We start from the raw sequence: 22,557 nt of genomic DNA, 5'->3' as shown, positions 1-22,557 counted from the left end.
ATAAGGAGATCGGCGTGGGAGTTTCCCTTTCCAAAGGCGGCAATGTCTCGCTCAGCAAGGAGGCGCCGGGCCTGACGGCCGTACTGGTCGGCCTCGGCTGGGACGTACGGACCACGACGGGCACGGACTACGACCTCGACGCGTCCGCGCTGCTGGTCGACGAGTCGGGCAAGGTCCTCTCCGACCAGCACTTCATCTTCTACAACAACCTGAAGAGCCCCGACGGTTCGGTCGAGCACACCGGTGACAACCTCACCGGTGAGGGCGAGGGCGACGACGAGTCCGTCAAGGTGAACCTGGCGACCGTGCCGGCCGAGGTCGCGAAGATCGTCTTCCCCGTGTCCATCCACGACGCCGAGGCCCGCGGGCAGAGCTTCGGACAGGTCCGGGGCGCCTTCATCCGCGTCGTCAACCAGGCGGGCGGCGCCGAGATCGCACGCTACGACCTGTCCGAGGACGCCGCCACCGAGACGGCGATGGTCTTCGGCGAGCTGTACCGCCACGGCGCGGAGTGGAAGTTCCGCGCCGTCGGCCAAGGATACGCCTCCGGGCTCTCCGGCATCGCCTCCGACTTCGGCGTCGGCGTCTGACGGCGGCGGGCCGAAGGGGAGAGGACGCACATGTTCGGACTGAGCGAGCTCGCCGTCATCCTCGTCGTCGTCATCGTCGTCCTGGCCGTGAAGAAGGGCCCGGACCTGGCACGCTCGGCGGGCAAGTCCGCGCGCATCCTGAAGGCTGAGAAGAGGGCGGCGACGGAGACTGCGGAACCGGGCGCTCCGCGGGTGGTCGAGGGGGAGGTCGTGCCGCCGGAGGGGCCTCGGGGCGCTGGGGCGGGGGGCCCTGGGGCGGGGGGCTGAACGGGGGGCACGTTTTCGGCTGCGGGCCGGTGGGGCGCCCCCCCGGGGCGAGGGCACGTTGCCGACTGCCGGCCGGTGGGGGCTGGCCGCGCCGTTCCCCGCGCCCCTGAGGGGGTGGGGGCTGAGGCGCGTTTTCGAGTGCCGGCCGGACGTGGCTGAGCGCGCAGTTCCCCGCGCCCCTTAGGGGGTGGGGGTGGAGGCGCGTTTTCGAGTGCCGGCCGGACGTGGCTGAGCGCGCAGTTCCTCGCGCCCCTTAGGCGGTGGGGGTGGAGGCGCGTTTTTGAGTGCCGGTCCGTTGTGGCTGGGCGCGCCGTTCCCCGCGCGCCTTCGGTGCGTGGGGGCGGGGGCACAAAAGCCTGGGCGCAGCCCGGCTTTCAGGGGCGCGGGGAACTGCGCGGCCAGCCGCAGCCGGGTCGCACCGGGCCGACAACCGGGTCCCCCACCCCCCAAGGGGGCGGGAACGGCGCATCGGACGTTACTTTTCCGCCGGGGCGTCCGGGGTGGGGACCAGGTCCCTGTCCTGCGCCTCGTCCAGCCCGGGCTCAGGCTCAGACTCCGGCTCCGCCGGCCGCGCAGACCGCCGCCCACCCAACAGCGCGGCCACCGGCTCGGTGTACCGCGCGGTCAGCGGCCCCACGATCACCAGGATCAGCACGTACGCGGTGGCCAGCGGCCCGAGCCGCGGCTCGATACCGGACGTCACCGCCAACCCCGCGATCACGATCGAGAACTCGCCGCGGGCGACCAGCGTCCCCCCGGCCCGCCACCGCCCCTTCGCGGAGATCCCGGCCCGTTTGGCGGCCCAGTACCCCGTCGCGATCTTCGTCCCGGCGGTGACCACGGCCAGCGCCAGCGCCGGCAGCAGCACCGGCGGAATGCTCGCCGGGTCCGTGTGCAGCCCGAAGAAGACGAAGAAGACGGCGGCGAACAGGTCCCGCAGCGGCGACAGCAGCCCGTGCGCCCCTTCCGCCACCTCCCCCGACAGCGCGATCCCGACGAGGAACGCCCCCACGGCCGCCGACACCTGCAACTGCTGCGCCACACCGGCGACCAGCAGGGTCAGCCCCAGCACCACGAGCAGCAGCTTCTCGGGGTCGTCGCTCGACACGAACCGGGAGATGTGGCGGCCGTACCGCACCGCGACGACGAGTACGAGCCCGGCGACACCGAGCGCGATGGCGAGCGTGGCACTGCCCGCCGCAAGCCCCGCACCGGCCAGCAGCGCGGTGATGATCGGCAGGTAGACCGCCATGGAGAGGTCTTCGAGGACCAGGATGCTCAGGATCACCGGAGTCTCACGGTTGCCGAGCCGTCCCAGGTCGCCGAGGACCTTGGCTATGACACCGGACGAGGAGATCCAGGTGACGCCGGCGAGGACGACGGCGGCCACCGGCCCCCACCCGAGCAGCAGCGCCATCGCGGCGCCGGGCAGGGCGTTCAGGGCGGCGTCCACGAGGCCCGCCGGGTACTGGGTCTTGAGGTTGGAGACCAGGTCGGTCGCCGTGTACTCCAGTCCGAGCATCAGCAGCAGCAGGATGACGCCGATCTCCGCGCCGATCGCGACGAACTCCTCGCTGGTGCCCAGGGGCAGCAGCCCGCCCTCGCCGAAGGCCAGTCCGGCCAGCAGGTAGAGCGGTATCGGCGAGAACTGGAAGCGTCCGGCGAACCGGCCGAGCAGCCCGAGACCGAGGATGATCGCGCCGAACTCGATCAGGAAGACCGCTGATGAATGCACGTGTCACTCCCTTCCGAGTATGGTCGCGGCCGACTCCACGCCCTCGCGGGTGCCGATCACGATGAGGGTGTCCCCGCCGGCGAGGCGGAAGTCCGGCGCCGGCGAGGGGATGGCCTCGGCGCGGCGCAGTACGGCGACGATCGAGACGCCGGTCTCCGTGCGCATGCAGGTCTCGCCCAGCAGGCGTCCGTTCCAGTACGAGGTCGACGACAGCTCGATGCGTTCGGCGACCAGGCCCAGCTCGGTCGTGGACAGCAGGCTGGGGCTGTGGTGCGCGGGCATCAGGGCGTCGATGAGCGCGTCGGACTCTCCCGCGGAGAGCCGGACGGAGAGGGCGCAGGCGTCCGGGTCGTCCTTGCGGTACGCGCTCAGCGTGCGGCCTCCGTCGCGGTGCGCGACCACGGAGATGCGGCGTTGTTCGCGGGTCGTGAGGTCGTACCGCACCCCGATTCCCGGCAACGGCGTACTGCTCAGGCGTGGAGTGCCCATGGCTGGTCCCCTGTCCGATGTCGATCTGCTGATCCGTCAACCCTACGGCGCCCCACGAACCACTCCCGCCTGCGTCCCGGCGGGGGCCGTTCCCCGCGCCCCTGAGGAGGTGGGGCCTGGGGCACGCTTCCGACTGCGGGCCGTGCGTGGCTGAGCGCGCAGTTCCCCGCGCCCCTGAAAAACGGGGCTGCGCCCCGGCTTTTCATCGTCTAGGGGCGCGGGGAACGGCGCGGCCGACCCCCACCGACCCGCAGCCAAAACCGTCCCTGCACCCCCACCCCCCAAGGGGCGCGGGGAACGGCGCGGCCAGCCCCCGCACGGCCGCACCCGAGCGTCGACCGTCAGTCGGTCACATCGACCTTGCCGTTCGCGGGCGGCGCAGCCGGCGCGGCAGCCGCGGCAGACGGCCCAGTGATCCGGCGGAGCAGTCCCGGCAGGTCCACCCCCGTCGTGGAGCCGAGCAGCTCAACCCCCTGCGCGACGTTGTCCGCGACCGTACGGGACAACTGGCTCGCCCCGTCCGTGGAGATCACCGTCATCTTGTCGATCGCGCTGAGCGGCTCGGACGCCTTGGCGACGACCGACGGCAGCACCTCGACGACCATCTGCAGCACCGCCGCGTCGCCGTACTGCGAGAACGCGTCGGCCTTCAACCGCATCGCCTCCGCCTCGGCGGCCCCCTTGGCCCCGATCGCCGCGGCTTCGGCCTCACCCTCGATGCGTACGGCGTCGGCGAGCGCGGCGCGGTGCGCCTTCTCGCCCTCACCGGTCAGCCGCGACCGCTGGGCGTCCGCCTCGGCCTGCTTGACGAGTGCGACCCGGCGGGCCTCCGCCTCCTGTTCGGCCTGGTACCGCGCCGCGTCGGCCGGCTTGCGGACCTTGGTGTCCAGTTCGCGGTCGGTCAGCGCGGCCTGCCGCTGGGCGACCTTCTCCTGTTCGGCGAGGACTTCCTGGCTGCGGGCGGCCTGCGCGAGCGGCCCGGCCGCGGCGGCACGCGCCGCCGCCTCGTCCGTCTCGGCCTTGATCTCCGCGGTCTTGAGCGCGAACGTCCGCTGGGCGATCGCGATCTCCTCCTCGGCCTTCAGACGGGCCTGCTCGGCGGCCCGCCGGGCCACGGCCTCCGCGATGTCGGCCTCCTGCTTGGCGCGGGCGGCCTCGGGCCGGCCGAGGTCCTCCAGGTACGAGCCCTCGGTGGTGATGTCCTGGATCTGGAAGGCGTCGAGCACCAGGCCCTGTCCGGACAGGCTCGCCTCGGCCTCCTCCGCGACCTGCCCGGCGAACGCGGCACGGTCCCGGATGATGTCCTCCACCGACATGCGGCCCACGATGGAGCGCAGCGCGCCGGAGAGCACTTCCTGGGTGAAGCCGACGATGCCGTTCTGCTGCATCAGGAAGCGCTGGGCGGCGGCGCGGATGGAGTCCTCGGTGCCGCCGACCTTGACGATGGCGACCCCTTCGAGGTTCGCCTTGACGCCGCGCAGGGTGACCGCGCCGCGCACGGTGATCGGGATGTGCCGGCTGGACAGGTCGAGGGTGAACTTCTGCTGGACGAACGGGACGACGAAGACGCCGCCGCCGACGACGACCTTCTGGCCGCTGTTGTCGGTGAACACCCGCCCGGTCTCCGGGTCGGTGGACTTCTTGCCGCGCCGCCCGGTGACGATGAAGGCCTGGCTGGGCCCGGCCACCTTGTACCGCGTGACGACGACGAGTGCGAGCAGGACGAGGAGTACGACGACTCCCACGACCGCGACGAGCACTGGACTCATGATGAATTCCCCCCTTGCCACCCCCAAGGCGGCAGATCGGTTCGGACCAGATCAAGAAAGAACAAGCAGCAATTCAGCGTTGGACCGCGCGGACCGCCACCGATGTCGGTGACAGGGACTCCTCGACCCAGACCTCCGTGCCCCGGGCCACCGCTTCGGGGCTCTTCGCCGCGAGTTTCAGCGGCTGCCCCGCGAGATACACGAGCACCTCGCCGTAACCGCCGACCGGGATCGGGGTGACGACGGAACCCGAGTTGCCGACGAGGTCGGTGCCGCGCGGTGTGGCGGACGGCTCGTCGCGCATCAGGGCCCGGCTGAACCGCCAGGTGAGGCCGCCCGCCGCGGCTCCGGCTCCGATGCCCACGGCGGTGGCGGGCAGGACTCCGAGTCCGGTGGTGCCGAGTACGAGGGCGCCGCCGAAGCCGAGCATCGACACGAATCCGGCGATGACCGGCAGTGAGAGCAGTCCGTCGAAGAGTCCGTCCAGGAAACTCGCTCCGCCGAACAGCCCTTCCAGGACGCCGTCGAAGACCAGCGTCAGAAGCAGCAGCACGACACCCGCGATGCCGAGACCGAGAAACAGGTTCATCCGGCCCACCTCCCCGACTGTGCCGATCACCTTGGCGGACTCGTAGTGTGGCAGATGCGTGCGCTATACACATTGCCGGATTCCGGCAGTCTTTGCGCTTTCTTGGTGCCGCTTTGACACATCAGCCCCGTGCGCCCCGGAACCCGACACCGCCCGGCACCGGGAACGCCCCAAGACTGCCGGGATCCGGCAATGCGAAGACGCCTCCGCTCCGGGCACGATGACCGGGCGGAAAAGGGGAACCACGCGGAAGGCGCGGGGGATCCACGTGGGCCTGCTACGGGGGACGGACAGGGGCCCCGGTGCCGGACACCGCCAGCTGACGGTCTCCGGCACCGGGGCCCCGCCCTGCCGTGGTCCGGCAGCGAGCCCCACCCTCACCGCGCCGCACCCCCGCCCCATGCGCTAGAAAGGCGTCACCAGCTCATCGAGGCAAAACTGCTCATCGGGAGAAGAGGGACGCGCATGGCGGGGCGGGACGTACCCGAGGAATACCTGGCCGGGTACGCGCGCATCCTCGCCGACGCCTCCGCGACCGGCCGCCGGCTGACCCGCGACGAACTCGACTCCCGGCGGGCGCTGGGCGAACGGGCCGCCGAGGCCGGCTTCGGACTGCGCGCCCTGGTCGGCGCCCATCTCACCGCCGCCCGCGTGCACTGGCCCGCCACCGCCGGGGAGCACATGCTCGCCGCCGTCGAGCAGGCCGTCGACGCCTTCGCCGAGGGGTACGAACGGGCGCAACTCCTCGCCGTACGCCAGGAGGAGGCCGCGCGCCGGGAGTTCATCGACGACCTGCTGCACGGCCGCAGCGACCTCGGCCTGCTCGCCGAACGCGCCGAACGCTTCGGGCTGCGCCTCTCGCACGCGCACGCCGTCGCCGTGGCCCGCGGCAGCGTGGGCCACGACGGTTACCACGGTTACGACGAGGGGGACGCCGTGCCCCGCGAGGTGGAGCGCGCGCTGATCACCAGGTTCGGCGACCGCAGCATCCTCGTCACCACCAAGGACGGGCGCCTGGTGTGCATCGCGCCCGGCGACCAGGACGACGTCCTCGCGTTCTTCGCCAAACAGGCGTACGCGGCCACCGACGGCGGGCAGGTAGCCATCGGCCGCTCCCAGCCCGGACCCGGCGGGGTCGTCCAGTCCTACGAGGAGGCGCTGAACGCCCTCGACCTGGCGGAACGGCTGGAGTTCGACACACCCGTACTGCGCTCCGCCGACCTGCTCGTCTATCCCGTGCTGACCCGGGACCGGCAGGCCATGGCCGACCTGGTGGTCAGCGCGCTCGGACCGCTGCGCGCGGCCCGCGGCGGCGCCGAACCGCTCCTCGACACGCTCACCGCGTACTTCGACTCGGGCTGTGTCGCCGCGGAGGCCGCCCGGCGGCTGGCGCTGAGCGTCCGCGCGCTCACCTACCGGCTGGAACGCATCCACAAGCTGACCGGGGCGAACCCCGCGGACCCGGTGCACCGGTACACACTGCAGACCGCGGTCATCGGGGCACGGCTGCTGGACTGGCCGGAGAAGGACTTCTGAGGGCTGCCGGGGAGCACTTTCCCCGGCCGGCGCTCATTCCTCGCCGTCGTCCGTGTCGTCCTCGTCGTCACCGTCGTCCGACCGGTCGTCCCCGCCCTTGCCCGGCTTGCGCGGCTTCTCCGCGTCCTGGCCGGGGCCCGGTACGACCTCCGGAATCTCCTCCGTGGCGGAGGGGGAGGCGGAGGGCGCCGTATTGACGTCGGGCGAGGTCCCGGTCTCCTGCCCCTGCTCCCCGCCCTGGTCCCCTCCCTGATCCTGGTCCTGGTCCACCGCTCCGGCGACGGGCGCCCCGGTGGCCGACCTGCCGGACGAGCCCCCGGTCGCACCGGCGGAGGGTGACGCGTCCTTCGAGCCGTCCTTCGACGCGGTGTCGTCCGGCGAGAACATCGACATGCCCGCGAGCACGGCAAGTACGAAGATCACGGCACCCGCGAGGATGCCGAACACCCGGGGTCTGCGTCTGACCGCGGTCCCCACACCGCCGCGTCCGCCGCCACCGCCGGTGGGCCGTGCGCGGCGCGAGGGCCCGGAACGGGCCGAGTGCGAAGCGTGCGGGGAGGATGCCGGGGCGGGCAGGGGACCGGACCGGGACGCGTGGGCGGAGCGCCCGGTCGGCTGCGCGGCGGTCGCCGGGAGCCGGTACGTCGTCGGGGCCCCGCTGTCGGCTCCCCCTGGCTGCTGCTGCGGGGGCGCGGACGCGTACGACACCTGCGTACGCGGCTGCTGTGCGGCCACCGGAAGGGGCTCGGCCCGTCCCTGCCAGGCGCCCGTGCCGAACCAGTCCGCGACCTCCTGGGCCGTGGGCCGGTCCTCGGGCTGCTTGGCGAGCAGGCCGAGAAGGTAGTTCTCGAAGGCGGGCGGCAACTGGATCCCGCGCTCGCGGGGCGGCACCGGCGCCATGTCGATGTGCTGGTGCAGGGTGATCGTCGCGCTCTCGCCCTGGAACGGCGGTCTGCCGGTGAGGAGTTGGTAGAGCACGCAGCCCAGCGAGTACACGTCCGAGGCGGCGGACGCCGGGCGGCCCAGGGCGCGCTCGGGCGCGAGGTAGAGGCTGGTGCCGACGATCTGGCCGGCCGTGGTGAGCGCGGACGACGGGTCGTCGACGAAACGGGCGATGCCGAAGTCGCCGATCTTCACGGTGCCCTGGGCGTCCGCGAGGAGGTTGCCGGGCTTGATGTCCCGGTGCACGATCCCCTCGCGGTGCGCGGCGGCGAGGCCCGCGGCGGCCTGGGCGGCGATGGTGGCCACCCGGTCCGCGCCGAGGGTGCCGGACGCGGTCAGTTCCTGGGCGAGGCTGCGGCCCTCGACCAACTCCATGACCAGGTAGAAGCGGCCGTCCCAGGCGCCGAAGTCGAAGACGGCGACGACGTAGGGGTGGCTGAGCCTGGCCGCCGTCTGGGCCTCCAGCCGGAAGCGGGCGGACGCGGCGCTGTCCGCCTCGTCCCCCAGCAGCAGCTTGACGGCCACGGCGCGGCCGAGCACCTCGTCGGTGGCCTGCCAGACCTCGCCCATGCCGCCTCGGCCGATGGACGCCTGCAACCGATACCGCTCCGCGACGAGCACCAGCGAATCATCCTCAACAGCAGAAGGCCAACACGGGGACCGCGAACGGCACTTCGGCGTTACGGAAGCGCGCGGATGGGGGGACTCGCAGTCCCCCTAGCCTACCGATCTCCCAACCCCCGAAACGCCCTGCGGGCCCGCGCCCCTGCGGGAGGGTGCGGGTTGCTCGTGGCTGAGCGCGCAGTTCCCCGCGCCCCTGGGCGCCCAGGGGCGCGGGGAACTGCGCGGGTGACCCCCACCGGGTCGCAGCCGGACGTTCCAGCGAACCCCCACCCCCTCAGGGGCGCGGGGAACGGCGCAGTCAGTTCTGGGTTGCGCGGATCATCACGCAGTCGAATTCCACGACCCGGCCCGTCGCGGGGTCGCGGGTGACGGGGTACATCCCGGTGACCCCGAACCCCGCCGCCTCGTAGGCGGCAACAGCCTCCCCCATCGCGGGACTGCCCTCGTACAGCCGCAGAGCCGCCACCTCGGACTGCATCCCGACGAACTCGGAGATCCGCTCACCCGCCCCGGCGAACACCTCCATGTCGAAGCCCTGCGTGTCCATCTTCAGATACGGCCGGGGGTCCTCGACCCCTTCGAGCGCCTTCTGCATGACGCCGTCGAGCCGCCGGATCTCGATCTCCTCCGTACGCCCCTTGGCGAACCGCCGGTACCGCTCCTTGCCGTACTCGCTGGGCGGAAGCAGGGAGTTCATGGACTTCCAGTCCACATGGATGGACTGCACGGCCTCCTCACGGCCGAGCGCGAAGTTGTACACATGCCAGTCCGGGTCGCTCTCGGCGGACTTCCGCAGCTTCTCGAACGTCGCGGACACCGGCTCGAAGGACACGATCCGCCCCGTGTAGCCGAAGCGCCGCAGCCCCTTCCCGTACTGCCCGCTGTTGGCCCCGACGTCGAACACGCAGTTCACGCGGTTCAGTTCCAGCAGCGCGGCCACATGCTGGGTGCACAGATAGTGCGCGGCGGCGAGCTGGAACTCCCGCTCCCCCGCCGCCGGTACCGCCTTGTCGAGCAGCAGGCGCGCGCCCGTGTCACCGAGCGGCACACTCTTCACGTTCCGCCCTCCGGACCCGCGGGCCACCACCCAGGTGTCCGTGCCGGCGTCCGTGACCGCGTACCGGCTCCTGCCGCGGGTCACCAGATCGGCGCCGCCTCCCACCGGGACGACGGTCCGCTCGCCCCGCCGGAACAGCAGGGACGTACCGGGACCGAGATCGACCACCTTCACGCCTATCCGGGGAAGGATTCCGAGCAGTCTTCTGTAAAGGGTCGGCATCGGGTCAGCCTCGCAGAAGTCGCCTCGGATTCACCGGTACTTCACTGAATGAATTCTCACCGGTGACCGGTCTCGTGGCGGTCGAGTTCGTAGGCCGCCCTGATGAGGGGCACATGCGTGAACGCCTGGGGAAAATTGCCCAGTTGGCGTCCGGCGACGGGGTCGTACTCCTCCGCCAGCAGGCCGACGTCGTTGCGCAGGAGCAGCAGCCGTTCGTACAGGGTCCGGGCCTCGTCCGCGCGTCCGGTCAGCCGCAGGGCGTCCGCGAGCCAGAAGGAGCAGGCCAGGAAGGCGCCCTCGGAGCCGGCCAGCCCGTCGGGGCTCGCGGATCCGCCGGTGTTCGTCGAGTAGCGGCGGACCAGGCCGTCGTCGGTCGACAGTTCGCGTTCGACGGCGGCGACCGTGCCGATGACCCTCGGGTCGTCCGGCGGCAGGAACCCGGTGCGTGGGATGAGCAGCAGCGCCGCGTCGAGGGCGCGCGAACCGTAGGACTGCGTGAACGTGCCGCGCGCCGGGTCGAAGCCCCGCTCGCAGACCTCCCGGTGGATACGGTCCCGGATCTCACGCCAGTGGGCGACGGGCCCCGGGCGCCCGTGGTCCTCGGCCAGCCGGACCGCACGGTCGAAGGCGACCCAGCACATGACCTTGGAGTGGACGTGGTGGCGGGGTTCGCCGCGCATCTCCCACAGTCCCTGGTCGGGCCGGGACCACACCTTCTCCAGGTGGTCTAGGACGGCCCGCTGGAGTGCGATGAGATGCCGGTGGGGCCGCAGCCCCGAACTCAGCGTCAGGGCGAGGGTGTCCATCAACTCGCCCGGCACGTCCAGTTGTTGCTGCATGGCGGCGCCGTTGCCGATCCGCACGGGCCGCGAACCCTCGTACCCCGGAAGCCAGTCGGCCGTCCACTCGGTGAGCCTGCGCTCGCCGCCGATGCCGTACATGATCTGGATGTCCTGCGGGCGGCCGGCGACCGCCCTCTCCAGCCAGCCGCGCCAGGCGTCCGCCTCGGCGGTGAAGCCGCTGCGCAGCAGCGCCTCCAGGGTCATCCCGGCGTCGCGCAGCCAGCAGAAGCGGTAGTCCCAGTTGCGTACCCCGCCGGGCTGTTCGGGCAGCGAGGTGGTGGGCGCGGCGACGATGCCGCCGGTCGGCTCGTAGGTGAGGGCCTTGAGGGTGATGAGGGAGCGTACGACCGCTTCGCGGTAGGTGCCGTCGTACGAGAACGGCCGCAGCCAGTCGCTCCAGTACTCCTCGGTGCGGCGCAGCGCCTCGAAGGGGTCCACGGGGCCGGGGCCGGGCAGGTGGGAGGGCTGCCAGGTCAGGACGGAGGGGATGCGTTCGCCCGCGGTGACGGTGAAGTCGGCGGTGTGGGCGTGGCCGTGCGCGGCCAGCGGGACGGTGGTGGACAGCCGCACCGACTCGGGTCCCGCGACCCCGGTGAGCTGCCCGTGCTCGCGGTGCATCCAGGGCACCACGCTCCCGTACTCGAACCGCAGCCGCAGGTCCATGCGCAGGTCGACCGTGCCGGACACACCCTCGACGATCCGTACGACGCTGGGGGAGCCGTCGCGGCGCGGCATGAAGTCGACGACGGTGGCCCGGCCGGTGTCGGTCTCCCACTCGGTCTCCAGGACGAGGGAGTCCCCGCGGTAGCGGCGGGTGGAGGCCGGCGGGGCGGTGTCGTCGTACGCGGCCACCGGGGCGATCCGCCAGCGGCCGTTGTTCTCGTCGCCCAGCAGCGCGGCGAAGCAGGCGGGGGAGTCGAAGCGGGGCAGGCACAGCCAGTCGAGGCTGCCGTCGCGGCCGATGAGGGCGGCGGTCAGCAGGTCCCCGACGAGGGCGTAGTCCTCGATCCGTCCCGGCATGGGGCCAGTGTGGCCGCGGGAGTGGGCGGGGGCATCTCGAAGGGCCCCACCGGCTCACCCGGTCGGCCCGGTGCGCTGGTGGGAGGTGCCGCGCGATGGTGCCGTGGGAGGGATCCGGAAGATCCCTGTCGTCGGGAGCCGTAGGAGGCATCCGTGCTGAACCGTCCGACCCGCCGTCGGTGCCGTCACCGGCGTACCGTCCCCGCCCTCCGGCCGGCCCTCGTCCCGGTCCTCGCGGTGGCCGCGCTGCTCACGACGGCCGGGTGCTCGGGCGGTGGCGGCGGGGCCGGTGCCGGTGCCGCGGACGACGCGGCGGCCTCCGCCTCCGCCGCCGCCGCGCGGGCCCCCTCGCCCTCCCCCTCGGTCACCGTCGCGCACACGCTCACCGAGGCGCAGGCGAGGTCGGCGCTGGTCACCCCCGCCGACCTCGGCGACGGCTGGACGGGGACCCAGGGCGCGGCGACCTGGCGGGACGCCCTCCTCAAGGGCAGGGCGGACGTCACCGACTGCCAGCGGCTGCTCGACGGCCTGTACGCCGAGAACCTGCTCGGCGACCCCGCCGGGTCCCGCGCGGCGGCCGGCTTCGACGACGACGGCGCCGGTACGCAGCTGCGGTACCAGGTGGGGGCGTACGACCGGGCCGCGCTGGACTCCTCGCTGGCCTGGCTGAAGACGGTGCCGGAGACCTGCGGGCAGTTCACGGCCACGGACGTCAGGGGCGGGCAGTTCACCGTCCGGGCCGTCGCCGCGCCGCTGCCCGGCCTGGGTGAGGCGGCCGAGGGGCTGCGGGTGACCGTGAGCGGCGACGGCGGCGGCTGGCCGGCCGTGCTCACCCTGGACTACGCGGCCGTCCGGGTCGGCGACAGCGCACTGTCCCTCACCGACGGCGGACTCGACGAGGTGGACGCCGGGGACGTCCGGCGGGCCGCCGAGGCCGGCACGCGGCGCCTTGAGGAGGTCCTGGCGGGCGGGACACCCGCGGCGGCCCTTTCGGCCCCGGCCTCCGCGTCGGAGTCCGAACCGGCTTCGGAACCGGCTTCGGAAGCGGCTTCCGAACCGGCGGGGGCTTCGGAGGCGGCTTCCGTTCCCGCCCCGGACTCGGCGCCGCCCTCCGAGCAGAGCGGTGACGAGGACGAGGACGAGACGGATCCCGATGAGCTGAGCTGAGGGATGGCTGTGGGTTCGGCTCCGGCCGTCATGCCCGGTCGGTGAGGTACCGCTCGACCGGGCCCAGGGTGAGCAACCCGCTTCCCGCGCCCGCGAGTTCGGCGGCGGCGGGACGCAGGCGGTCGCGGGCGCGTTCCAGCGCGGCACGGTCTCCGACGCGGCGGGCGGCCTCGGCCTCCAGCGCGCAGCAGGCCTCGTACAGGAGGTCGTGCGGGGGTTCCGGGAGGGCGCGCAGGGCGGTACGGGCCTCGGTGCGGCGGCCCGCCGCGAGGAGCGTGAACGGCTCGGCCCAGGGGCGGTAGGGGCCCCAGTCGGGCGGGGAGTCCCCGCCCGGGTTCGGGTCAGGCTCCGGGGCCACCGGGAGGTCGTGGGTCAGGCGCAGGCACAGGAGCGCGAGGGGGAGGAGGCCGCGTTCCAGGCCGGGCATGCCGGCGCCCTCCAGGCGGGTGGCGGCGGCGCGGTAGGCGGTCTCCGCTTCGGCCGGCCGGCCGGTCGCGCTGAGCCGCAGGGCCGCGTACCACTCGGTGAAGACGCCCACGAGGGGCAGTTCGTGGCGTGCGGCGAGGCGGTCCGCGGCACTCGCGTGGCGGTCCGCGCCGGGGAGGTCGCCGAGTGCCGCGCGGGCCTGGAGGCGGATGAGGTGGCCGAGGACCTCGTAGGTCACCAGGCCGTGGCGCACGGACAGTTCGACGAGTTCGGCGCCGATCGCGTCGCGTCGCGGAGCGAGGCCCGCGCGGGTGAAGGACTGCATGAACGTGCCGTTGAGGGCGAAGGCCAGCAGGGCGGGGTCGTCGAGGCGGCGGGCGAGCGATTCCGCCTCGCGGGCGGCGTCGGGGCCGCGCGAACCGGTCGCGCCGTCCGCTCCGCGGGTTTCCAGGGCGATGGTGGCCAGGAGACGGCAGCGGGCCGACTCGTGCGCGCGGGTTCCCGTCGGCAGGGCTCTGAGGGTTCGTTCCGCGGCGGCCACGATGTGGGCGGCGGCCGTGGGGTCGTCCGCGCGGGTCCAGATCGCCGGGACGTCGTACGCGCCGATCACCCGGGCGGTCAGCTCCGGGTCGGCGAACTCCTCCGCCGCGGCGACGGCCGCCGTGCGGTGGCGGCGGGCCTCCTCCAGGCCCGCGCCGCCGGTGACCGCGAGGTTGCGGAGCAGGCCGATGGTGGAGTGGAGGCGGGTGCGGGCGCCTCCGGCGACGGTGCGGTGGTAGGACTCGGCCGCCCGGGTCCACAGCTGGGCCGTGACCTCGGTGGCGTTGCTCGCGGCGGTGTCGTCGGGTGCGGGTGCGTTGTGGCTGGTCGCGCCGTTCCCCGCGCCCCTGAAAGCCAAAGACGGAAGACTGCGCCGTTCCCCGCGCCCCTGGGGGTCCAGGTCGGGATTCTGGGCCAGGATGTCCGATTGCAGGTGACGCAGGTGGGGGCCCGGGTCGACGCCCAGTTGGGTGGTCAGGACCGTGCGGGCTCGGCGCAGGACGGCCAGGGCGTCTCCCTGGCGGTCCTGGCGGTAGAGGGCCAGGGCCAGCAGGCGCCAGGCGTTCTCCCGCCAGGGGTGGTCCGTGAGGTGGGCGTCCAGGTCGGGGACCGCGTCGGCGGGGCGGCCGAGGGCGAGCAGGGTCTCGGCACGGCGTTCCACGGCCTGGAGACGCAGTTCGGCGAGGCGGGCGCGTTCGGCGCGGGACCAGTCCTCCCCCTCCCCGGCGAACCCGGCGTACGCCGGACCCCGCCACCAGCCCAGCGCCTCGTCCAGGGTCGCGAGCGCCGCCGGGGCGGGCAGACCGGCCGCGATGCCGAGCGCCGACTCGAAGCGCCAGGCGTCCACCGTGTCCGGCGCGGCACGCAGCGCGTATCCGGGCCCGTCGGTGACCAGGAGCCGGGCCGGGGTGCGGGGCGGGCGGTCCGGTTCCAGGGCGCGCCGCAGGGCCGCCACGAAGGTCTGGACGGCGCCCACGGCTCCGGCGGGCGGCTCCGTCCACAGGTCCTCGACCAGCCGGGACACGGGGACGACCCGGCGGCGGGCCACGATCAGCCGGGCCAGCACGGCCCGGTGCCGCGGCCCCTTCAGGGCGAGCTCCCGCCCGTCCTCGTCCGACGCGACCGTCGGCCCGAGCACCCCGAACACCACCCGCACGTCCCGCTCCTCACCGACCTGGCCACACCGCTCCCACGCTACTGCGCCCCCACACGCTGACCACCCACTGATTCACACCCCCCACCTTTGTCTCCAGGGCCCGCGGACAACGGCACAGCCCTTGCCCCGAAAGGGGCGCGGGGAACTGCGCAGTCCTTTCGCCTTTGGGGGCGCGGGGAACGGCGCAGTCCTTTCGCCCTCAAGGGGCGCGGGGAACTGCGCGACCAGCCCCCACCGACCCGCACCCGACCCACAACCGAAAGGAACCCCATGACTCACACCAACCCCACCATCCCGGGCTTCGCCCACCACCGCATCCCCGGCACGGACGGCGTAGAACTGAACGTCGCCGTCGGCGGGGCCGGGACCGCGGCCGGGAGCGACACAGGCACCCCCGTGGTCCTCCTCCACGGCTTCCCCCAGACCCACCTCATGTGGCGCCACGTAGCCCCGAAGCTCGCCACCGAGCACACGGTCATCTGCCCGGACCTCCGCGGCTACGGCGCCAGCGACAAGCCCGCCGACCCGGACGGAACCGCGTACTCGAAGCGCACGATGGCCGCGGACGTCGTCGCGGTCGCCAGGGCGCTGGGCCACGAGCGCTTCGCGCTGGTCGGCCACGACCGCGGCGCCCTCGTCGCGATCCGCGCCGGCCTGGACCACCCGGAGACGGTCACCCATCTCGCCTCGCTGGACGTCCTGCCGACGCTCGACATGTGGGAGGTCATGCACGGCACGTCCGCCGCGATCGGTTTCCACCTCTACCTCATGGCCCAACCGCCGGGCCTGCCGGAGCAGTTGATCGGCGCGAGCCCCGACGCGTTCTTCGGCCATTTCCTGGACGCCTGGACGCGCGACCCGGCGGCCGTCCCGGCGGACGTGCGCGCCGCCTACCTCGCCGCGTCCCGCGCGGCCGTCCCGTCGATCGTCGCGGACTACCGCGCCTCCGCGGGCGTCGACGTCACGCACGACCGGGCCGACCGCGAGGCGGGCAACCGGCTGCGGATGCCGGTGAGCGTGCTCCAGCAGGACTGGGGCTCCGCCCTAGGTTTCGACGCCGCCGCGCTGTGGTCCGCGTGGGCCGACGACCTGCGGCACAGCACCGTCTCGTGCGGCCATTTCATGGCGGAGGAGGCCCCGGACGTCGTCGTCGGGGCGATACGGGAACTGCTGTGCCGGTGACGCGGGGGGCTGTCAGCCGCGGGCGGCTCGGTTAGCTTGCCCGGTAGGACCTGCCCCGCACGGCCGGCCGGAGAAGAAGCCGGTCGGGGCCGGAGAAGAGGCCGGTGGAGAGGAGACGGCCGGTGGACAAGCGCACGCCCCGACTCGGTGAGGTCCAGGAGACCTTGCTCATCCCCCTCTACGCCCGTGCGGTCGAGACCCGTAAGGCGCACGGACTGCTCAGCGATCCACAGGCTGTGGAGATGGTCGACTCCCTCGACTACGACTTCTCCCGGTTCGACGGCGCGCGGAGCCTGCTCGGGGCGAATCTGCGCACGCTGCTCTTCGACCAGTGGGTACGGGAGTTCCTGGAGCGGCACCCCTCCGGCACGGTCGTCGAGATCGGCACGGGACTCAACACGCGGTTCGAACGGCTCGACAACGGCACGGTCCACTGGTTCGACCTCGACCTGCCCGATGTGATCGCCCTGCGGCGGGGCTTCTTCAAGGACACGGACCGGCGGCACATGGTCTCCGCCTCGGTCACCGATCCGCAGTGGATGGAGCAGGTGCGCGGCAGCAGCCCCGGCCCGTACTTCCTGGTCGCCGAGGCGGTGCTGGTCTATCTGGAGGCGGAACTGGTCCGTACGGTGTTCCAGCAGGTCGGGGAGGAGCTGCCGGGGGCCCGCTTCGCCCTGGAGACGGCCGCGTCCCGCGTGGTCGACGACCAGGACGGCCATGACGTCCTGGCCAAGGTGACGGCCAGGATGCGCTGGAGCTGCGACAACCCGGGCGCCCTCGAACAGTGGGAGCCGGGCCTCAGCCTCACGGACTCCCGCACCCTGGCCCGTCTGCCGGCCCCGGTCACGCAGCGGCTGCCCCTGCGCTACCGCCTCCTGCTCCCGGTCGTGGCGACGCTCAGGCGCCGGGACGTCGAGGCGTACCGCTGCAACCTGTTCCGGTTCGCCGGGGAGTGATCGCGTAACCGGCCGTGCCCTGGGTGTAGTCGGAGGTTGCTGGGGGTGGTCCTCCAGGTGAAGCGTGCGCGAGGATGGGGTTATGACCGCGGCCCCTCGCGCCATTGCTCTTCTGGAGACCTGGCCGAACCTGGTAAGTGGCCCGCCCCGGTGCGCCGTTGGGCATGCCTTCGCTTCGGCGGGACACGAGATCGTCCACTTCCACTCCGACGACTCCGCCGACCTCTGCCTCACACCCACGGCGGTCGAGCGCCTGCTTCCCCAACTCCTGCACGCCAGCGCGATCAGAGTCCGCCCCGGCGCCTCCTGGATCACCGTGCTCCTCGACTGCGACGCCGACGTCCAGCTGCTGCTGGGGCTGGTGAGCGTTGCGCTGAAGGAACAGGGCGCGGTGCCGCTCCGGCGCCCGACACCGCCCTGCGACTGGGAGCGTCCGGCGGTGGTCCCCGGGCCACGCCCGGGAGCGGCCCGCCGCGTGGTGGACCGGCTCATGCCCCACCACTGACGGTCGTCCTCGCATGGGTACGAGGCCACACCCGCTCCTCCCGAGTAAGGGAGGCACGCCAGGAGGAGGGGGTGGTCGTCGGGAGGCGGTCGTGCGGGCCTCCGTGGAACTGACCCCACCCTCACTCCATGTCACCGCTCCTGCAACTAACGCGCAGTAAAGCTCACCCCAAGGGATGTGGCCCGCAAGGGCCCGCGATGTCTCAGGGACCCGTGTCCGTGCCCCCGGCAACCGCCGCCGACGACTCCGCCGTCGCCCGCGCCTCGTCCGCCAGCTCCTTCGCCCTCGCGGTGTCGGTCGGATCCGCCGTCACCGTCGCCGTCCCCGAGGGCGGGGCCTGCGGGCCGCTGTCCGCCAGCGACGGCTCGGGCTGCTCGGTCGGCCGTGCCGTGACCGCCCCCACGACCTCCACCACCGCTCCCGGGCTGAGCACCTTGTACAGCCACATCGCGTCCACGGTGCGCATACCGATCGCGCCCCCGGTGATGTCGTAGTTGCCGGGCGCCTTCTCGTCCCAGCTCAGGGCGAGGAGATAGTTCGTACGGTCGTCGGCGCCGCGCAGCCGCATCACCCAGGTCGCCTTGACGTCGTACGTGCTCCAGCCCGACACCGCGCCCGGCACCATCGTCGTCCTGTACTTGGCGGTGACCGTCATCATCCCGGTCGGGGTCGGCGACTTGCCCGTCCCGACGGAGATGGGCAGGGTGCGTCCCTCGGCGGTCAGTACCCGCCGGTCGAGGTCCACCCTGGCGGCGGCCACGACCGGCGAGGGCCGGGCGGTCGCCGGGGGTGTTTTCACGCCGTAACTGGCCGCGGGCGGAACCGACCGGGCGCTTTCGCCATCAGTGAGCACCAGGGCCAGAACCAGGGCCAGCGCTCCCGCTCCGGCCGTGGTGACGGCGGCCAACGAGGCTTTACGGCGCCGGCGGCGGCGTACCGCACGACGGCGGATCTCCGCCCCGGGGACGGCCACGGGGGTCTCGTGATCCTGCGCCAACTCGCGCAGGGCGAAAGTGAGTTCAGAGCGGTTCGAAGCGTCGCCGGGGTCCTCGTGCTCGTGCCGGCGACCGGGCGTGAGCTCATCGGACACGGTCGTCCTCCCTCTCACCCAGTTCGTCGGCCTCGCCGAGCCGCCGCGCCAGCGCCGCCCGGCCGCGGGACAGCCGGGCCTTGACCGTCCCTGTGGGCGCACCGGTTTCGGAGGCTACCTGTTCGACACTCAAGTCGCACAGATGGTGCAGAACGACAGCCATGCGCTGCGCCTCGGGCAGTTCCCGCAACGCGGCCACGAGCGCGGCCCGTTCCGGACCCGGCCCCGGGGTGTGCTCCTGCGGCGGATTGCGGCGTACGAGTTCCAGCCAACGCCGGGCCCGCCGCCACCGGCTCACCGCGAGCCGCATCGCGACCGTACGTATCCAGGCCTCGGGGGCCCCGTCGGCGAGGAACTCCCGCCGCCGGTCCCAGGCCCGGACGAATGCCTCCTGGACGACGTCCTGCGCCTCACCGTGGTCACCGGTGAAGGCGTAGAGCTGCCCGGTCAGCCGGGGGAACGCGGCTGCGTAGAACCCGTCGAACTCGTCCTCGGTCATACCCCCCGCCACACCCCCTGCCGCTGTTCTCGGAAGTCCCGTGCAACCCGGCTGCCTCTGTCGTGCGTACAGGTCACGTACGTCACGTACGCAACACAGGTCGCGTAGGTCGCGTACATCGAAGCACAAGCACCGCGCAGGGCCGATCCGGAGGGAGTGGCGCGCATCGTCGCGCTCGACTGACCATGGACGACGACTTCACCGCCCGCGCCGGGGCGTACTGGCCCCGGCTCACGCGCACGGCCCGTCTGCTCACGGGGAACTCCGCCGACGCGGACAGACGCGCGAGAGCGGCGGTGGCGGAGGTCTACGCGCGGCGCCGGGTCCCGGGCGACGACGCGGAGTTCTACGTCCGGCGCGCTCTGGTACGGGGTTTCCTGCGACGGCGTCGGCCACGACTCGTCGCCCGTCCCTGGCACTTCTGGGGTTCTGGAGGCACCGGGGGCACCGGGGGCACCGGAAGTTCCGCGGGCTCCGGACGCTCCCGGCACTCCGCGCGTTCCGGGCACGCACCGGGGCCGTACGTGCCCGATCCGCTCGACCCGCTCACCGAGGTGCTGGCGGGCCTGCCGCCCCGCCGGCGGGCCGTGGCCGTGCTCCGGCACTGGGACGGTCTCACCCATCGCGAGATCGCCGCGCTCCTCAACTCCTCGCGGGGAGCGGTGAAAGCGGTGGACCGCCGGGCGGAGAAGGCCCTGCGCGCCCACGCCGCGTACCGCGAAGGCCCGCACGCCCCGCACGACCCGCTCGGCCCGCCTGGTGCGCAAGTCCCGCTCGGTGAAGGCCCGTTCACGATCCCGCCCCTTCCCGCGCCCGCCATCGAGGCGGCCGGGCGCACGCTCCGCAAGCGGCGCCGGCGCACCACCGCGGTACTCACCTCCGTGGGCGCCCTGCTCCTCGTACCCCTGGTCCTGGGGGCGGTACAGGACACGGATTCCGGGTCCGGCGGGGTCACGGTCTCCGTGGAGCGGGCGGCGGTCCGTGTCGTGACGCCCGGCGAACGCGTCACCGCCGCGCCCGGCGTGCAGTTGTGGCTCTCCAAGGACGGCACGCACCTGTCGGCACCGGGGCAGCCGAACCAGTTCCGCGACGCCGGGAAGGGCGGTTCCGGGGAGGGCGGGGCCGGCGGTCCCGCCCTGACCCTCTGGGTGGACTCCACGAGCGGCAAACGGATCTTCCTCTCCGGTGTCCACCGGGGCCCGCGCGAGGCGTCCCGTGTCGAAGTCCGCACGGGCGAGGGCACGTTCACCGCCCGTCTGCTCACCCTGGCGGGCTCCCCCGGCTGGTCCGCCTGGTACGTGGACGCCCGGCTCACCGGCGGCGACACGTCGTCGCCCGGCATCACGGTGAAGGCGTACGACTCCGCCGGCACCCTCCTCGCACGGACGGACACCCCCTCATGAACGCCCGCGTGAAGCCCCGTACGAAGACCCGCGTGGACGCCCGCGACCTGCTCCGCCGCGGCGGCGCCCGGCTCCGCGGCACCGGCACGTTCCTGCGGCGGATACGCCTCCGCCGGCGCCGTACCCGCGCCCGCCGCCTGCGCCGCGTGCTGGCCGCCCTGCTGACGCTGTTCCTCCTGGTGTGCGCCGCGGCCGTCGTCGCGTACCGGATGACCCCCATCCCCGAGCCGCACCCGGAGACCGTCAGCCAGAGCACGGTCTTCGTGGACACCGGCGGCGAGTACCTCGGCAGACGCGGACCGGTCGACCGCCAGGACATCCCCCTCGAGCAGGTCCCGCGGCACGTCCAGGACGCCGTGATCGCCGCGGAGAACCGCTCCTTCCGTACGGACTCGGGGGTCGCCCCCTCCGCGATCCTGCGGGCCGCGCTCGCGACCGTGACGGGCGGCGACCGCCAGGGCGGCTCCACGATCACGCAGCAGTACGTGAAGAACGCCCTGCTGACCCCCGAGCAGTCCCTCAAACGCAAGGCGCACGAAGCCCTCATCGCCGTGAAGCTGGACCGCACGAGGTCCAAGGACGACATCCTCGGGGGCTACCTCAACACCGTGTACTTCGGCCGCGGCGCCGCCGGCGTCGAGTCGGCCGCACGCAACTACTTCGGCGTCGGCGCCCACGACCTGACGGTCTCCCAGGGCGCCGCCCTCGCCTCCATCCTCAACCTGCCCTCGTACTACGAGCGGGCGGGCGCGGACGCGAAGGTGACCGGGACGCTGGAGCGCCGCTGGGCGTGGGTGCTCGACGCGATGGCGGACTCGGGCGCGATCAGCGCCCGCGAACGGACCGCCGCCCGCTTCCCCGCCTTCCGCTTCTACCCGCCGGGCGGGTCGAACGGCCAGCGGCAGTACCTGATCGACACGGCGTCCGCGGAGGCCGCCGACCGGCTCGGCATCACCGAGGACCAGCTGGCGCGCGGCGGCTACAAGGTGCACACCACCTTCGACCTCGGCCTCCAGGACGAGACGGCGGAGCTGGTGCGCGAGCGGACGCCCGACAGCGACACGGGCGGCAAGAACGGCAAGAGCGGCAAGGGCGGCAAGGGCGACGCGCGGGGCAAGGGCGTCGAGGGCGCCCGGCTGCACACGGCCGTCGTCGCGACCGTCCCCGGCGACGGCGCGGTCCGGGTGCTGTACGGCGGAGCGGACTACGCCCACCAGCCGTTCAACGACGCCGTCGACGGCGCGGTCGAGGCGGGCACGGTCCTCGAACCGTTCGCCTACAAGGGCCTGCGGTTCGGCGACCCGCTGGGCAAGCTCGTCGAGGAGACGGCTCCCACCCCGCTGCGCCTGAACTCGGCGTACGCCACGCTGGCCGCCGACGGCACCTACGCGGCCCCGTACACCGTCGCGAAGATCACGAAGGGCGGCCGTACGGTCCACACCGCGCAGCCGAGGACGCGTACCGCGATGGGCGGCAAGGAGACGGCCGTGGTCACCGAACTGCTGAACGCGCGGCAGGGCGTCAAGGACGGGGCCTTCGTGCCCGGCGCCGAGGACGGGACCTTCCTCCCGGCGTCCAGGGCCGTGCCCGCCTCACCGGTCGGGCACTCGGCCGGCGCGGGCAGCGGGCCGGGCGCGCGGACGGCCTGGCGGAGCGTGTACTCGTCCCGGCTCGCCCTCACCCTCGCCCTGTTCGCCGAGCGCGGCGGAAAGCCCGTCCGGGTCGCCGGCCTCACCGGCGACCTCCCGCCCGACACATACGCGGCCGTGACGGCGGACGAGGTGTGGCGCCTGGCCGGCTCCCCCGGCGGCCGAACCCCCCAACAACCCGAACCGACGTCCGTGCCGGTTCCCTAGGCGGGGTTCCGGCACCGGAGGCGGGGTTCCGGCACGGGCCCGCCGATCGGTTCCCCGGGAGGGACCGTCCACGTCACCCGGACGGTCCCTCCCGT

Annotated in this window: 18 protein-coding genes and 1 pseudogene; 9 read left to right on the top strand and 10 right to left on the bottom strand. The window is 73.2% G+C overall.

Annotated elements, in window-relative coordinates:
* The first annotated feature begins 14 nt into the window (after positions 1-14).
* Positions 15-590, top strand: a complete 576-nt coding sequence (locus tag ACZ60E_RS13175; RefSeq protein ID WP_384803545.1) for a TerD family protein — start codon at positions 15-17, stop codon at positions 588-590.
* Between the two features lie 30 nt (positions 591-620).
* Positions 621-857 carry a twin-arginine translocase TatA/TatE family subunit gene (locus ACZ60E_RS13170; RefSeq protein WP_469440091.1) on the top strand — a complete coding sequence of 79 codons (237 nt, stop codon included), beginning with the start codon at positions 621-623 and terminating at the stop codon, positions 855-857.
* Between the two features lie 475 nt (positions 858-1,332).
* On the opposite strand, the gene ACZ60E_RS13165 is transcribed toward ACZ60E_RS13170, so the two are convergent.
* The 4 genes from ACZ60E_RS13165 to ACZ60E_RS13150 form a co-directional block, all read right to left on the bottom strand.
* Complete coding sequence (locus ACZ60E_RS13165; RefSeq protein ID WP_453792892.1) at positions 1,333-2,592, bottom strand: cation:proton antiporter; 1,260 nt, start codon at positions 2,590-2,592, stop codon at positions 1,333-1,335.
* 3 nt (positions 2,593-2,595) lie between these two features.
* A complete protein-coding gene (locus ACZ60E_RS13160; protein WP_210881575.1) occupies positions 2,596-3,081 on the bottom strand; it encodes a cation:proton antiporter regulatory subunit in 486 nt (161 codons plus the stop codon).
* 341 nt (positions 3,082-3,422) lie between these two features.
* Positions 3,423-4,850, bottom strand: a complete 1,428-nt coding sequence (locus ACZ60E_RS13155) for a flotillin family protein (RefSeq protein ID WP_469440088.1) — start codon at positions 4,848-4,850, stop codon at positions 3,423-3,425.
* 73 nt (positions 4,851-4,923) lie between these two features.
* A complete protein-coding gene (locus ACZ60E_RS13150) occupies positions 4,924-5,439 on the bottom strand; it encodes a hypothetical protein (RefSeq protein WP_469440087.1) in 516 nt (171 codons plus the stop codon).
* A 465-nt stretch (positions 5,440-5,904) separates the two neighbouring features.
* On the opposite strand from ACZ60E_RS13150, the gene ACZ60E_RS13145 reads away from it, so the two are divergent.
* Positions 5,905-6,975 (top strand): PucR family transcriptional regulator, encoded by a 1,071-nt coding sequence (locus ACZ60E_RS13145; RefSeq protein ID WP_469440085.1) that lies wholly within the window; start codon positions 5,905-5,907, stop codon positions 6,973-6,975.
* Positions 6,976-7,008: 33 nt separating this feature from the next.
* On the opposite strand, the gene ACZ60E_RS13140 is transcribed toward ACZ60E_RS13145, so the two are convergent.
* From ACZ60E_RS13140 to ACZ60E_RS13130, 3 genes are all read right to left on the bottom strand, one after another.
* Complete coding sequence (locus tag ACZ60E_RS13140; RefSeq protein ID WP_469440082.1) at positions 7,009-8,538, bottom strand: serine/threonine-protein kinase; 1,530 nt, start codon at positions 8,536-8,538, stop codon at positions 7,009-7,011.
* A gap of 301 nt (positions 8,539-8,839) precedes the next feature.
* Positions 8,840-9,820, bottom strand: a complete 981-nt coding sequence (locus tag ACZ60E_RS13135) for an FkbM family methyltransferase (RefSeq protein ID WP_384803563.1) — start codon at positions 9,818-9,820, stop codon at positions 8,840-8,842.
* Between the two features lie 56 nt (positions 9,821-9,876).
* A complete protein-coding gene (locus ACZ60E_RS13130) occupies positions 9,877-11,682 on the bottom strand; it encodes a glycoside hydrolase family 15 protein (protein ID WP_469440081.1) in 1,806 nt (601 codons plus the stop codon).
* Positions 11,683-11,835: 153 nt separating this feature from the next.
* Here ACZ60E_RS13130 and ACZ60E_RS13125 point away from each other — a divergent pair, with 153 nt between their 5' ends.
* Positions 11,836-12,849, top strand: a complete 1,014-nt coding sequence (locus tag ACZ60E_RS13125) for a hypothetical protein (protein ID WP_469440078.1) — start codon at positions 11,836-11,838, stop codon at positions 12,847-12,849.
* Between the two features lie 1,393 nt (positions 12,850-14,242).
* Here the strand turns inward: ACZ60E_RS13125 and ACZ60E_RS13120 are convergent.
* Positions 14,243-14,953, bottom strand: a pseudogene (locus tag ACZ60E_RS13120) (AfsR/SARP family transcriptional regulator); the annotation flags it as partial.
* Positions 14,954-15,241: 288 nt separating this feature from the next.
* Between ACZ60E_RS13120 and ACZ60E_RS13115 the strand changes: the two are divergent.
* The 3 genes from ACZ60E_RS13115 (at position 15,242) to ACZ60E_RS13105 (ending at position 17,614) form a co-directional block, all read left to right on the top strand.
* Positions 15,242-16,153, top strand: coding sequence for an alpha/beta fold hydrolase (locus tag ACZ60E_RS13115; protein ID WP_469440075.1), 912 nt, complete (start codon positions 15,242-15,244; stop codon positions 16,151-16,153).
* Between the two features lie 122 nt (positions 16,154-16,275).
* The gene (locus ACZ60E_RS13110; RefSeq protein WP_469440072.1) at positions 16,276-17,109 is read left to right on the top strand and encodes a class I SAM-dependent methyltransferase; all 834 of its coding nucleotides are present in this window, start codon (positions 16,276-16,278) and stop codon (positions 17,107-17,109) included.
* Between the two features lie 82 nt (positions 17,110-17,191).
* Positions 17,192-17,614, top strand: a complete 423-nt coding sequence (locus ACZ60E_RS13105) for a luciferase domain-containing protein (protein ID WP_107017953.1) — start codon at positions 17,192-17,194, stop codon at positions 17,612-17,614.
* 202 nt (positions 17,615-17,816) lie between these two features.
* On the opposite strand, the gene ACZ60E_RS13100 is transcribed toward ACZ60E_RS13105, so the two are convergent.
* The gene (locus ACZ60E_RS13100; RefSeq protein ID WP_469440070.1) at positions 17,817-18,704 is read right to left on the bottom strand and encodes a L,D-transpeptidase; all 888 of its coding nucleotides are present in this window, start codon (positions 18,702-18,704) and stop codon (positions 17,817-17,819) included.
* Entirely contained in the window at positions 18,694-19,203 is a 510-nt protein-coding gene (locus tag ACZ60E_RS13095) for a SigE family RNA polymerase sigma factor (protein ID WP_107017951.1), read from the bottom strand. The genes ACZ60E_RS13100 and ACZ60E_RS13095 overlap by 11 nt, the downstream gene beginning before the upstream one ends.
* A gap of 185 nt (positions 19,204-19,388) precedes the next feature.
* On the opposite strand from ACZ60E_RS13095, the gene ACZ60E_RS13090 reads away from it, so the two are divergent.
* The gene (locus ACZ60E_RS13090; protein WP_469440068.1) at positions 19,389-20,606 is read left to right on the top strand and encodes a sigma factor-like helix-turn-helix DNA-binding protein; all 1,218 of its coding nucleotides are present in this window, start codon (positions 19,389-19,391) and stop codon (positions 20,604-20,606) included.
* On the top strand, positions 20,603-22,462 hold the full coding sequence (locus ACZ60E_RS13085) for a transglycosylase domain-containing protein (protein ID WP_469440067.1): 1,860 nt from the start codon (positions 20,603-20,605) through the stop codon (positions 22,460-22,462). Before ACZ60E_RS13090 ends, ACZ60E_RS13085 begins: the two co-directional genes overlap by 4 nt.
* Positions 22,463-22,557 lie beyond the last annotated feature (95 nt).

The organism is Streptomyces sp. NPDC102514 (assembly GCF_055584525.1).
This window is presented reverse-complemented; position numbering and strand designations above follow the sequence as displayed.